At 69.2% G+C, this 12,944-nt stretch carries 13 protein-coding genes; 7 read left to right on the top strand and 6 right to left on the bottom strand.

What is annotated here, in order from left to right:
• Nucleotides 1–47: 47 nt before the first annotated feature.
• The 6 genes from PARN5_RS0110545 to PARN5_RS0110570 all read right to left on the bottom strand — a co-directional run bounded on the left by PARN5_RS0110545 (nucleotide 48) and on the right by PARN5_RS0110570 (nucleotide 6,273).
• Entirely contained in the window at nucleotides 48–968 is a 921-nt protein-coding gene (locus PARN5_RS0110545; protein ID WP_017999737.1) for a carbohydrate kinase, read from the bottom strand.
• A 14-nt stretch (nucleotides 969–982) separates the two neighbouring features.
• Entirely contained in the window at nucleotides 983–2,266 is a 1,284-nt protein-coding gene (locus PARN5_RS0110550; RefSeq protein ID WP_017999738.1) for a zinc ribbon domain-containing protein, read from the bottom strand.
• A gap of 3 nt (nucleotides 2,267–2,269) precedes the next feature.
• Complete coding sequence (locus tag PARN5_RS0110555) at nucleotides 2,270–3,400, bottom strand: SPFH domain-containing protein (protein ID WP_017999739.1); 1,131 nt, start codon at nucleotides 3,398–3,400, stop codon at nucleotides 2,270–2,272.
• Between the two features lie 24 nt (nucleotides 3,401–3,424).
• Nucleotides 3,425–4,009, bottom strand: coding sequence for a hypothetical protein (locus PARN5_RS0110560; RefSeq protein WP_017999740.1), 585 nt, complete (start codon nucleotides 4,007–4,009; stop codon nucleotides 3,425–3,427).
• 75 nt (nucleotides 4,010–4,084) lie between these two features.
• A complete protein-coding gene (locus tag PARN5_RS0110565) occupies nucleotides 4,085–5,104 on the bottom strand; it encodes a DUF2927 domain-containing protein (protein WP_017999741.1) in 1,020 nt (339 codons plus the stop codon).
• Nucleotides 5,101–6,273: a toxic anion resistance protein gene (locus PARN5_RS0110570; protein WP_017999742.1), complete on the bottom strand. Its 1,173-nt coding sequence runs from the start codon at nucleotides 6,271–6,273 to the stop codon at nucleotides 5,101–5,103. Before PARN5_RS0110570 ends, PARN5_RS0110565 begins: the two co-directional genes overlap by 4 nt.
• 163 nt (nucleotides 6,274–6,436) lie before the next feature.
• Here PARN5_RS0110570 and fabF point away from each other — a divergent pair, with 163 nt between their 5' ends.
• From fabF to PARN5_RS0110605, 7 genes are all read left to right on the top strand, one after another.
• Nucleotides 6,437–7,699 (top strand): beta-ketoacyl-ACP synthase II, encoded by a 1,263-nt coding sequence (fabF, locus tag PARN5_RS0110575; RefSeq protein ID WP_026155332.1) that lies wholly within the window; start codon nucleotides 6,437–6,439, stop codon nucleotides 7,697–7,699.
• Complete coding sequence (gene mltG, locus PARN5_RS0110580) at nucleotides 7,696–8,874, top strand: endolytic transglycosylase MltG (protein ID WP_017999744.1); 1,179 nt, start codon at nucleotides 7,696–7,698, stop codon at nucleotides 8,872–8,874. Before fabF ends, mltG begins: the two co-directional genes overlap by 4 nt.
• Before the next feature lie 69 nt (nucleotides 8,875–8,943).
• Nucleotides 8,944–9,411: a hypothetical protein gene (locus PARN5_RS0110585; protein ID WP_017999745.1), complete on the top strand. Its 468-nt coding sequence runs from the start codon at nucleotides 8,944–8,946 to the stop codon at nucleotides 9,409–9,411.
• A 271-nt stretch (nucleotides 9,412–9,682) separates the two neighbouring features.
• Complete coding sequence (locus PARN5_RS0110590; RefSeq protein ID WP_017999746.1) at nucleotides 9,683–10,075, top strand: hypothetical protein; 393 nt, start codon at nucleotides 9,683–9,685, stop codon at nucleotides 10,073–10,075.
• Nucleotides 10,026–11,366, top strand: a complete 1,341-nt coding sequence (locus tag PARN5_RS0110595) for a terminase family protein (protein WP_017999747.1) — start codon at nucleotides 10,026–10,028, stop codon at nucleotides 11,364–11,366. The genes PARN5_RS0110590 and PARN5_RS0110595 overlap by 50 nt, the downstream gene beginning before the upstream one ends.
• A gap of 146 nt (nucleotides 11,367–11,512) precedes the next feature.
• Nucleotides 11,513–12,709, top strand: coding sequence for a phage portal protein (locus PARN5_RS0110600; protein ID WP_017999748.1), 1,197 nt, complete (start codon nucleotides 11,513–11,515; stop codon nucleotides 12,707–12,709).
• Between the two features lies 1 nt (nucleotide 12,710).
• Nucleotides 12,711–12,944, top strand: a complete 234-nt coding sequence (locus tag PARN5_RS0110605) for a hypothetical protein (RefSeq protein ID WP_017999749.1) — start codon at nucleotides 12,711–12,713, stop codon at nucleotides 12,942–12,944.

Raw genomic sequence — 12,944 nt, forward strand, 5'->3', positions numbered from 1 at the left:
ACGAAGAAAAGCCACACGGCCGCTTTCCCGGGGCGGCCGTTGCAGCATCAGGCGGGCAGGGCGTCCAGCTCGTGCCGCCAGGGCGGGTTGGCGCCGGGGCGTGAGACGGTGATCGCCGCCGCGCGGGTGCCGAGCGTCAGCGCCCGCAGCAGGGTTTCCGGGGTCAGGGCGGCGATGCCCGCGCGGCTGAGCGCGCCCGACTGGTGCAGCGCCGCCAGCACGCCCGCGTTGAAGGTGTCGCCGGCGCCGATGGTGTCGGCGACCTCGACCCGCGTGGCGGGGGCGTCGAGCGGCGCGCCCTGCCAATGCGCCCGCGCCCCGGCCGAGCCGCCGGTCTGCAGCACCACCTTCGCCCCCTTGGCGAGGATGGCGGCGGCGGCTTCCTCGAAGCGCGCGCCCGGCATCAGCCATTCCAGGTCGTCGCCCGAGAGCTTGACCAGGTCGGCCCGCGCCAGCAGGCGCTCCAGCCGGGCGCGATAGCCGGTCTCGTCGCTGATGAAGAAGGGGCGGATGTTCGGGTCGAGCATGACCGGGACGCGGGGGTGCAGCCGTTCGACCAGCGCCTCGATCGCCGCGCCGCAGGGGTCGGGCACCAGGCTGATGCCGCCCACGAACAGGGCCGAGACCGATTCGGGGATCTCGGGCAGGTCTTCGGGCGCCAGCATCCGGCCGGCCGAGCCTTCGTCGTAGAAGGCATAGCGCGCCTCGCCCCCGGTCAGGGTGACGAAGGCCAGGGTGGTCAGCCGGTCGCTGCGCGGGCAGAGGCCGGTGTCGACATGCGCCTCGGCCAGCGGGCGCAGCAGCATCTCGCCGAAGCCGTCGCGCGAGATCGGCCACAGGTAGCCGGTCGGCGCGCCGATGCGGCCCAGGGCGATGGCGGTGTTGTAGACCGCGCCGCCGGGCAGCGGCCGGTAATGGGCGCCCTCGGGCACCATGTCGATCAGCGATTCACCGGCGCACAGGATCATGACGCCCCCCTCCCTCAAGGTCCGTTGTCCGACTGATAGCGGTAACTGCCGCTGATGGAAATATCCGGCGTGAGCGCGCCGGCCCCGATCCGCACATAGCCGCCGCGTTCGTTCAGCCACAGCAGGGCGGCGACGACCGCCAGGGCCAGCAGCACGGCCAGCGTGATTTTCCACACCGACCAAGGCCGCTCGCCCTGCACGCGGCCGGACTGGCCGTTGACCACGAAGCGGTAGCTCTGGCCGTTGTAGCGATAGGCGGCGGTCCAGACCGGCAGCAGGATATGCTTGAAGCTCTCGTCCGCGTAGCGGGTCTGGATGCTGGCGATCTGCTGTTCGTTGCCGCCGATGGCGCGGCGCACGTCCATGGCGATCACGCCGGCCATTTCCTGGCGCGCGATGTCATGGCCGGCGGCCAGCGGGATGGTGTAGCCCTCGGCCAGGAAGCCCGCGAGGTATTCCGGGCTGTAGGGCACCAGATGCGACAGGTCCCAGGGTGCCAGGGCATCGGTGATGCGGCGCGGCAGGGCGCTGGCCGCCAGCACCAGCACGTCGTCGAAATTCCGCGCCACCTGGCCCGAGACCGGCGTCCAGCGCGTGCGGCGCACCTGTTGCGCCACGCGCTGCTGGCGGCCGTTGACCGTCTGCGTGACATAGACGGTTTCGTAATACCAGTCGCCGCGCGCGCCGCTGTATTGCGAGCGCGTGTCGGCGTCGAAGGTCCAGAAGGGCGAATAGACCCCGTTCATCCTTTTGCCGCGCCGGGCATAGGCGGTCAGGCCCGAGGGCGCGAACCACAGGTCTTTCATCCAGTCGTCGAGCGCCGATTTCGCCTGCGCCTCGGTGATGACGAAGGGCAGCACGCCCTGCGGCTTCAGCTGCCTCGTGGCGCCGGTGTCGGTGACGACCGGCGTGGCGCAGAACGGGCAGGTCGAGGCGTGCTGGTCCGAGGTGATCTCGACCTTGGCGCCGCAATTCGGGCAGGAGAGGGTGCGGACGGTTTCGGCCAGGTCGGACCCTGCGTCGAGGCGCAGCCCCTGTTCCAGCGGGATCTCGCGCAGGTCGGACTTGTGGCCGCTGTCCCATTGCAGCGCGCGGCCGGTCGAGGGGTCGTTCAGGATGACCCGGTCGCCCCAGGGCCCCTGCGCCGCCTGCCGGGCGGGGGCGCGGGCGGGGCCGGGGCCGATATGCTGCTCGTGCCCGCAATAGGGGCAGACCAGGCTTTGCTGGCCGGGCGAGAATTCCAGGCTCGCGCCGCAATTCTCGCACGGATAGCGGTATTCCGATGGTGGTGTCGGCATGCGTCAGCCCTTGGGCACCGGGGGCGGCGGCGGGGGCGGGGCGATGGTAAAGAGCTGGGCCAGTTCGGCCACATCCTCGGCCGGTTTCCAGCCGTCCTGGCCCGGGGTCCAGACCAGGGTTTCGCGCGAAAAGCCGCCCTGCTGCGCCAGCCGGCCCAGATGGGCGCGGCCATAGGGGCCTTGCGCGGCGCCGTCGACGGCGATGTGCCAGACGGTTTCGGGATGCAGCGGCGGCGGGCTCTGCGGGGCCTGCTGCTGGGGCACGGCGCCCCAGGGACCGCGCTGCGCCATGGCGGCGCCCAGCCCCACGCCCAGCCCGGCGCCGATGCCCGCGCCCATCCCTGCACCCGCGCCGCCCGGCTGTTGCGAGGCGTTCAGCATCGCCTCGGAGGCGGCGTATTGGCCGAAGCGGTTCAGGTCGCCGACGATGCCCATCGAGGTGCGCTTGTCGAGCATCCTTTCCACCTCGTCGGGCAGGCTGATGTTCTCGACATAGAATTCCGGGATGGTCAGGCCGTATTCGGCGACCGTCGGGCTGATCGCCTTGGCGACCAACTGGCCGAATTGCGCCGTGTTCGCCGCCATGTCGAGCACCGGGATGCCCGAGCCCGCGATCATGCGCGAGAATTCCTGTACGATGATGTTGCGCAGCTGGAAGGTGATCTCGTCCTTGGTGAATTCGCCGTCGGTGCCGACGATCTCGGTCATGAAGCGCCCGGGGTCGGTCACGCGCATGGAATAGGTGCCGAAGGCGCGGATGCGCACCGGGCCGAATTCGGGATCGCGGGCGATGACCGGGTTCTTGGTGCCCCATTTCAGGTCGTTGAAGCGGGTGGTGTTGACGAAATAGATTTCCGACTTGAAGGGGCTGCGGAAGCCGTGGTCCCAGTGCTGCAGCCGGGTCAGGATCGGCAGGTTGTTCGTTTCCAGCATGTAGAGGCCGGGCTGGAACACGTCGGCAAGCTGCCCTTCGTGGATGAAGACGGCGGCCTGGCCCTCGCGCACGGTCAGCTTGGCGCCGTATTTGATTGCCTTGCCGACGGTCGGGAAGCGATAGACCATGGTGTCGCGGCTGTCGTCGGTCCATTCGATGATCTCGATGAACTCGCCGCCGAGGATGTTGAAGAGCGACATGGGAGCCTCGTCCTTGGGATGCTCTCAGACGTTAGCGCAGGGCGGCGGGTCGATCCATTCCCCTTTGCTGTCGCCGAGGAAATCCAGAAAATAGGCTACCGTCTGGCCCTGCACATCGTCGAGACGGAAGAACTCGTAGCCGCCATCCCCGTGGCCGCTTCTGGAGGTTGGTACCTGGGTGCCGTCGGGCAGGGTCACGATAGTGGGCAAGCCTCGTAGCGGCAGCTGGCTGGAGAGAGCGTCGTAAAGGTCGCTGCCGCGGGCTTCCAGCTGTTCGAACAAGCCGTTCAGCGCCCGGTTGCCTGTTGCCGTCACAATCGACGCGAGCCCGGTATCGACGCCGATCGCGCCCAGAGATTCGCCGCAGACTGGCGCATTGTCGGCCATGACCAGCGCGATGGCAGCGACATCATGACCGTTTTTGCCTGCCAGCACGGTGTAGAAACGCGCGTCCGGCGCCGGCGGGGTCGGCGCGGGCTTGGTGGCAAAGCCGGTCAGCGGGTCCAGCGCCACGATGCCGCTGCCGTCCAGCGGATAGGGGCCGATGTCGCGGCCGATGCGGTCGGGGTCGCCCGAGCGGTCGATCAGCCATTGCACCGCGCCCGGCAACGCATCCGCCGCCGCTGGGCCGGTGCCGAGAAGGCAGGGCGGTCAGCAGCAGGGCCGGCAGGGCGGCGCTTCGCGTCAAATCTCGGTCCCCAGCAGCTCGCGGGCGATCTGCAAGACGATGGGGCGGGCCTCGGCCTCGGACATGCCGGGGCGCAGGCGCGGGTCGTAGAGGATCTTCAGCAACAGCTCGTCATGCCGGGTCAGATAGGCGAATTCCTCGTCGTCGTTGAAGACCGAGGGCCGCGCACGCGGGCTGTCATTGGCAAGGCCCATGCCCTGCGCCAGTTCCTCATGCATGCAGGAGCGGCGCAGGCGCGGCGGCAGCTCGGCCCGGACCAGCGCCACGGCCTGCGAATAGACCGGCGAGCTGCCGCTGGAATAGGCGAAAACCGTGCAATAGTTCTGCGGCACCAGGTCGCGCAGGGCGGCGATGTCGCCCTCGGGGATGCCGGGCACCAGGCTGGCCAGCCGGGGGCCGATGGCGCGGCGCTCGTCCTCGCTGAGGATCAGCACCTGGAAATTGCCCGCGGCGCCGGTCAGCCCGACCGGATGGCCGCTGACCCGTTGCAGCCGGGCGGCGAAATCGGCGATCTCGGCGCGGTCGCGGTTGCGCTGCACCGGCGCGACCGAGTCGCCGAACTCCAGCCGGATCGCCACCGGCTGCTGCCAGCGGCGCAGCGGCGCGGGCGTCGGGCGCGAGATCAGCTTGCCGCCCTGGCGCAGGTATTCGTCATGCAGGGCGACCTCGACGAAATCCTCGGCCAGCTTCTCGGGCGTCAGGGCGATGTCGCTGCCGTCGTCGGTGCGCAGCCGGCCGCGCGCGATCAGCGCCTGTTCGATGCCGGCCAGATAGTCGCGCATGTTGCGGCTGGCGGGGGTATTGGCGGCCACATCGGCGCGGGCGGCGGCGGCGCGGGCGGTTTCGGCACGCTCGCGGCGCAGGGCGGCCTGGTCGGCGCGGGGCGGTTCGGGACGCTCGGGCGGCGGCACCTCGACCGCGGGCGGCGGGGTCTCGGGCTCGGGCGGTTGGTCCGAGCAGGCGGCCAGCGCCAGCAGCAGCGCGAGCGCCAGGCAGGAGCGGGCCGGCCCGGTCACGGCGCTTGCGTCGGGCTGGGGGTGCGGGGGCTGGCCGAGGCGAGGGTCTGGCGCAATTCGCTCTCCATCGTGCGCAGATCCTCTTCGGCGGCGGCGCGGCGAGCGCGGCCCTCGTCGGCGATGCGCAGGCTGTCCTCGATGGTCGAGATCAGCTCGGCATTGGCGGTGCGCACCGCCTCGATGTCGAAGACGCCGCGCTCCAGCTGGGTGCGGATCTGAGCATTGGCCTGGCGCAGGTTCTTCGCGTTGGCGGTCAGCAGGTCGTTGGTCAGGTCGTTTGCCTCCTTGACCGCGCGGGCGGCCTCGGCGCCGCGCTGGATGGTGACGGCCTGCGCCAGCTGCGTTTCCCACAGCGGCACCGTGTTCACCAGCGTGGAATTGATCTTTGTCACCAGGGACTTGTCGTTTTCCTGCACCAGCCGGATCGAGGGCAGCGACTGCATCGTCACCTGCCGCGTCAGCTTCAGGTCATGCACCCGGCGTTCAAGGTCGTCGCGGGCCGCGCGCAGGTCGCGCAGCTCTTGCGCGGCCATGACCTTGTCGGGCTCGGGCGCGGCCTCGACGGCGGCCTGTTTGGCGGGAATGTCCTCGCGGTCGATCTGCGCCAGCTTGTGCTCGCCCGCAGCGATATAGAGCGCGAGCTCGTCATAGAAGTTCAGCGTGCGGTCATAGAGCAGGTCCAGCGACTTGATGTCCTTCAGCAGCCGGTGCTGATGCTGGTCCAGCTCGACGGTGATGCGGTCGATCTGCGATTGCACCTGTTCGTAATTGGCGACGAATTTCGCGAAGGGCGCAGCGCGGCCCATCAGCTTTTCCCACCAGCTGCGCTGGCGGCGCACGTCGAGTTCGGTGACGGAAAAGCCGCGGATGGTGGTCACGATCTCGCGCAGCGACTCGCCGGCCGGGCCCACGTCCTTGTTCTTGACGTCGGCCAGCATGGCCTGGCTGATTTCCTGCAGCTCGTTCTGGGCGCGGGCGCCGAAATGCACGATCGAGCCCGAGTCCCGGATGTCGATCTCGTCCATGCGCTGGCGGATCTGCGCGGCCACGGCCGGGTCGGCCTGTTCCAGCGGCGGCACGGCGGCCGGGGGCTCGGGCAGGATCACCGAGGTCACGGTCTGGATCTCGTCCAGGGCGGCTTGGGCATTGGCCTGCGTCTGCGAGGTCATCCGGCTTCGTCCTTTTCTGTGCGGGCGTGCTGCGGGTGCAGAATAGGCGGATTTGCGGCAAGTTCAACGACAGAGCGCCGCCCAGGCCGCCGGCTTGGCGTTGCGTGGCCGGCGGGCCGCGTGTAGAACCTGCGCGATTGAGCCTTGGGAAGGAGCCCCTTGCATGCGCAGAGTTGTCGTCACCGGACTGGGGATGGTCACGCCGCTGGCCTGCGGAGTCGAAGAGACCTGGACCCGGCTGCTGGCCGGAGAATCCGGCGCCGGACCGATCACCCGCTTCGACACCTCGGGCGTGCAGACGAAATACGCCTGCGAGATTCCCTTCGGCGACGGCACGGGCGGCACCTTCAACCCCGACGAGTGGATGGAGCCCAAGGACCGGCGCAAGGTCGACGATTTCATCCTGTACGGCATGGCCGCCGCGACGCAGGCGGTGCGCGATTCCGGCTGGGAGCCGATGAGCGAGGCCGATTGCGAGCGCACCGGCGTGCTGATCGGCTCGGGCATCGGCGGGCTGTCGTCGATTGCCGATACCGCCGTGCTGATCAAGGAACGCGGTGCGAAACGGGTCTCGCCCTTCTTCATTCCGGGCGCGCTGATCAACTTGGTCTCGGGCCAGGTCTCGATCCGCTTCGGCTTCAAGGGGCCGAACCATGCGGTGGTCACCGCCTGCTCGACCGGCGCCCATGCCATCGGCGACGCGGCGCGGCTGATCATGCTGGGCGATGCCGACGTGATGGTCGCGGGCGGCACCGAAAGCCCGATCTGCGAGATCGGCATCGCCGGCTTCAACGCCTGCAAGGCGCTGTCGACCAAGCGCGAGGACGACCCCAAGGCCGCCAGCCGCCCCTGGGACGAGGACCGCGACGGCTTCGTCATGGGCGAGGGCGCCGGCGTCGTCGTGCTGGAGGAATACGAGCACGCCAAGGCCCGCGGCGCCAAGATCTATGCCGAGATCCTGGGCTATGGCATGTCGGGCGACGCCTATCACATCACCGCCCCCAGCGAGGATGGCGACGGCGGTTTCCGCAGCATGACCAATGCCTTGGCGCGCGCGAACCTGTCGCCGGCCGATATCGACTACATCAATGCGCATGGCACCTCGACCATGGCCGACGTGATCGAGCTGGGCGCGGTCGAGCGGCTCTTGGGCGAGGCGGCGGGCAATGTGGTGATGTCCTCGACCAAGTCGAGCATCGGGCACCTCCTGGGCGCGGCCGGCGCGGTCGAGGCGATCTTCTGCATCCTGGCGCTGCGTGACCAGATCTGCCCGCCGACGATCAACCTGGACAATCCGGCGCGCGAGACTCCGGTCGATCTGGCCGCCAATGCCGCCGTGCGCCGCAAGGTGGATTACGTGCTGTCGAACAGCTTCGGCTTCGGCGGCACCAACGCCAGCCTGGTGATGGGGCGGGTCCGGGAATGATCTGGCGCCATATCGCGTCGAATTTCCTGACGCTGCTGATCGTGATCCTGATCGCGGTCGCGGCGGCGATCGCTTGGGCCAAGCATCAATACGTGGCCCCGGGCCCCAGCGCCACCGCCGCCTGCGTGCGGGTGGCGCCGGGCGCCAGCCTGAGCGCGGTCAGCGAGCAGCTGGCCGATCAGGGCGTGGTCTCGAACGCCTATATCTTTCGGGCGGGCGCGGATTACGCCGGGAAATCGCGCGATCTGAAGTTCGGCAGCTATCTGGTGCCGCCGAAAAGCAGCATGGAGCAGGTGGTGGCGGTCATCACCGCCGGCGGGCCTTCGACCTGCGGCACCGAGGTGGTCTATCGCATCGGCGTGCGCGAGAATTCGGTCATCCTGCGCGACATCGACAGCGAGACCGGGCTGATGGCCGAGCAGGCGAAATACAACCCGGCGACCGAGCCCGCGCCGCAGGTGCTGGCCGATGCCGAGGCCCGCGCGGATTCGCGGCTGCGCATCAGCGTCGCCGAGGGCGTGACCAGCTGGCAGGTGGTCGAAGGGCTGAAGCAGGCCGGCTTCATGGATGGCACGGTGGCGAAGCTGCCGGCCGAGGGCAGCCTCGCCCCCGATACCTATGACGTGCAGAAGGGCGCCGACCGCGCCGCGCTGATCGCCGAGATGGAGAAGCGCCAAGCGGCGAGCCTGGCCGCGGCCTGGGAGAAGCGGGCCGAGGGGCTGCCCTATCAGACGCCCGAGGAGGCGCTGATCATGGCCTCGATCGTCGAGAAGGAGACGGCGGTGCCGGATGAGCGCCGCGTGGTGGCCAGCGTCTTCGTCAACCGGATGCGGCAGGGCATGCGGCTGGAGACCGACCCCACGGTGATCTATGGCATCACCAAGGGCGAGGGCGTGCTGGACCGCGGCATCCGCGGGTCCGAGCTGCGCCGGCGCACGCCCTACAACACCTATCAGATCGAGGGCCTGCCGCCGACGCCCATCGCCAACCCCGGCAAGGCCTCGATCGAGGCGGCACTGAATCCCGAGGCGACGGATTACCTGTTCTTCGTGGCCGATGGCTCGGGCGGGCACGCCTTTGCCCGCACGCTGGAGGAGCACAACCAGAACGTGAAGCGCTGGCGCGAGATCGAGCGGCAGCGCGGCCAGGCGATGTCTCCGGTCCAGGGCGACTGACCCCGGCCTTTGACAAGCGCGCGGCCGCGGGGCACCATCTGCGTCATTCCCTGTGACGGAGATGGTGCGATGAAACTGTCCGATCTTTTGTCCGGCCTGGCCGAGAATGCCCGCGGCTTCGAGACGCGGGTCAAGAAATGGCAGGAGGAGATGGAGGCCAAGGGCGACGGCCTGATGGCCAGTGCCCGGCGCTGGCAGGAGAATGCCAAGACCCGGCAGGAGAATGCCAAGACCCGGCAGGAGGATCTGAACAAGCAGATCCAGGGCTATCTGGACGATGCGAGCGAGAATGTCCGCTCGCAATGGGGCCAGATGCAGGAAGGCTGGGACGAGCAGGTCGCCAAGACCCGCGCCAAGGCCGAGGAGCTGCGCGCCAAGGCCGAATCCATGCAGGCCGAGGATTATGCCGACTGGTCCGAAGCCTATGCCGCGACCATGGTAAGCTATGCCCAGCAGATGCAGGACGAGGCCAGCACCGCCGTCGCCGCCGCCGCCGAGGCGCGCGCCAAGGCCGAGGCGCTGAAGAAATCCGGCTGATGCGGGGGCGATTCCCGAGCGATTCCGCCCGGTTTTCGGCCGCTGTTGCGCGGGTCGTGCGCTGGTGTTGCGCGGGTTAGTTCATTGTTTTTCAACGGGGATTAACGGGTGGTTGATCAACCCCTGGTTTTGCGTTGACTCACCGAACGCCCTAAAGTAGAACTTATCCATGCTGGGAGAAATGGGCAAGCGGCCGGGTCGGGCGACCTGAGGCCGCTTTTTTCATGTCTCGCTCGTGCGGACAGGCACACGAGGGCAGGGCGACACACGAATGACGATGAATTTCGATCCGGGGCCGGAGGCTCCGGAAGGGCCTTTCGTGCCCGGCGCCGGCATGGCGCCTGACATGAGCCCGGGCGCCGGCGGGGCGCCCGACATGAGCGTGGTCGAGATCGCGGACGGGCTGTTTTGGTCCTATGCGGCGGATCTGGACCGGCTTCGCCGCAAGATCACGGCGGGCGAGACCGGTGATTTGAAGGAATCCGGCAAGCTGGTGCGCGCCCTGCGGGACGCGACCCAGATGGTGCTGGAGGAAAGGAACAAGGTTGACAAGCTTCGCAAGGATGCTGCCGGACAGGTCGGTGCAGGCGCACTCGACCTTGTCGCGGCACGAGATGAAATCGGGCGCCGCCTGGCTTGCCTCCGCCGAGCCGGAGGAAGTTGACGAATTCCTGGGGGGGCTCAGCGACAATGCCCTGGCCGCGTTGCCGTGGCTGTTCGAGTTCTGGGCGCTGCCGCATCAGCTGCCGCCCGAGGGCGACTGGAAGACCTGGGTGATCATGGGCGGGCGCGGCGCGGGCAAGACCCGGGCCGGGTCCGAATGGGTGCGCGCGCAGGTCGAGGGGCCGACGCCGGACGCGCCGGGGCGGGCGCAGCGCGTGGCGCTGGTCAGCGAGACCTTCGACCAGGCGCGGGACGTGATGGTCTTTGGCGAGTCGGGCATCCTGGCCTGCTCGCCGCCCGACCGGCGTCCGGTCTGGGAGGCCGGGCGGCGGCGGCTGCTCTGGCCGAATGGCGCGACCGCGCAGGTCTATTCGGCGCATGAGCCCGAGGCGCTGCGGGGTCCGCAGTTCGACGCCGCTTGGGTCGATGAGCTGGCGAAGTGGAAGAAGGCCGAGGACAGCTGGGACATGCTGCAATTCGCGCTGCGGCTGGGGCAGCATCCGCAACAGGTCGTCACCACCACGCCGAAGAATGTCGCGGTGCTGAAGCGGATCCTGGGCAATGCCTCGACGGTCACGACCCATGCGCCGACCGAGGCGAACCGCGCCTATCTGGCCGAGAGCTTCCTGGCCGAGGTCGAGGCGCGCTATGCCGGGACGCGGCTGGGCCGGCAGGAGTTGGAAGGCTTGCTGCTGGAGGATGTCGAGGGGGCGCTGTGGACGACGGGCATGGTCGAGCGCTGTCGGGTCGAGACGGCGCCGCAGCTGTCGCGCATCGTGGTGGCGGTTGATCCGGCGGTGACCTCGGGCGCGGCTTCGGACGAATGCGGCATCGTCGTGGCGGGCGTGGTCAGCGCGGGGCCGATCACCGATTGGCGGGTCTATGTGCTGGAAGATGCCTCGGTCCGCGGCGGGCCGGTGGACTGGGCGCGGGCCGCCATCGCGGCGATGCAGCGCCATGGCGCCGAGCGGCTGGTGGCCGAGGTCAACCAGGGCGGCGATCTGGTCGAGAGCGTGATCCGCCAGGTCGATCCGCTGGTGCCGTTCCGGGCCTTGCGGGCCGGGCGCGGCAAGGGGCTGCGGGCCGAGCCGGTGGCGGCGCTTTACGAGCAGGGGCGGGTGCATCACCTGCGCGGCCTGGGCGCGCTGGAGGACCAGATGTGCCGCATGACGGTCGCGGGCTATGACGGCAAGGGCTCGCCCGACCGGCTGGATGCGCTGGTCTGGGCCATTCATGAGCTGGTGATCGAGCCCGGTGCGGCCTGGCGGCGCCCGGCGGTGCGGGGGCTCTAGGGGGCTCTGCCCCCACGTTTCGCTGGCCCCTCGATGGGGCCATCGAAACGTTCCCCCGGGGTATTTGGGAAACGGAGAAGGGCCTTTCGGGGCCTGCGAAGGGTCGCGGTCGCGGCCCTTTTTCATTGGAAATTCAGGAGGGACCGATGGCATTTCCCTGGTTCGGGCGAGCGGCTGCGCCCGCAAGATCGCCCGGCGTCGAGGTCGAGAGAAAGGCCAGCGCCGCGGGCAAGGTGGTGGCGCTGGCGGCAGGCTCGGGGCGGGTGGTCTGGTCGCCGCGCGACACGGTCAGCCTGACCCATGCCGGCTTTGTCGGCAATCCGGTCGGGTTCCGCGCCGTGCGGCTGATCGCCGAGGCCGCCGCGGCCGTGCCGCTGGTCTGTCAGGATCGCGAGCGGCGCTATGACGTGCATCCGGTTCTGGACCTGCTGCGCCGGCCCAATCCGGGGCAGGGCCGGGCCGAGCTGTTCGAGGCGCTGTTCGGGCAGGTGCTGCTGAGCGGCAACGGCTATCTGGAGGCCGTGGGCGAGGGTGCCAAGGGGCTGCCGGCCGAACTGCATGTGCTGCGCTCGGACCGGATGGCGGTGGTGCCGGGCGAGGATGGCTGGCCCTCGGCCTATGAATATGCGGTGGGCGGGCGCAAGTACCGTTTCGACATGGCGGGCAGTCCGGATCCGATCTGCCATATCCGCAGCTTCCATCCGCTGGACGATCATTACGGCTTGTCGCCGATGCAGGCGGCGGCGGTGGCGGTGGATGTGCACAACAGCGCATCCGGCTGGTCGAAGGCGCTGCTGGACAATGCGGCGCGGCCGAGCGGCGCCATCGTCTACAAGGGGGCGGACGGGCAGGGCAGCCTGTCGCCCGACCAGTATGACCGGCTGGTGACCGAGATGGAGATGCATCACCAGGGCGCGCGGAACGCCGGGCGGCCGATGCTGCTGGAGGGCGGGCTGGACTGGAAGCCGATGGGGTTCTCGCCCAGCGACATGGAGTTTCATGAGACGAAGCTGGCGGCGGCGCGGGAGATCGCGCAGGCCTTCGGGGTGCCGCCGATGCTGATCGGTATTCCGGGCGAGGCGACCTATGCCAATTACGCCGAGGCGCATCGGGCGTTTTACCGGCTGACCGTGCTGCCCCTGGTGGCGCGGGTGGCGAGTGCGGTGGCCTGGTGGCTGTCCGAGCATCTGGGCGCCGAGATCGACCTGCGGGCCGATCCGGACCAGGTTCCGGCACTGGCCGAGGAGCGCGACAGCCATTGGCGCCGCATCGACGCGGCGAGCTTCCTGACCGAGGCCGAGAAGCGCGCCGCCCTGGGTCTGCCGCCCTTGGCGGAGGGCTGAGATGGAGGGCTCGCGCTTCGTCAAGGAGCCCTTCGACTGGCACGACCAGCGTTTCGACACTCAGGAGCGGATCATGGCGCTGCAATTCGGCCAGGTCGAGCGGCGGCTGGAGCGGATCGAGGGGCTGATCGAGGGGCTGGAGCGGCGGCTGTGGATGACGGTCTATGGCGTCGTCGCCGTGATCCTGACCCAAGCCGTGCAGTCGATCCTGGCTTATACGCCGAAAGGAGGGTGA

Origin of the sequence: Paracoccus sp. N5 (assembly GCF_000371965.1) — a bacterium.
Lineage (GTDB): Bacteria > Pseudomonadota > Alphaproteobacteria > Rhodobacterales > Rhodobacteraceae > Paracoccus.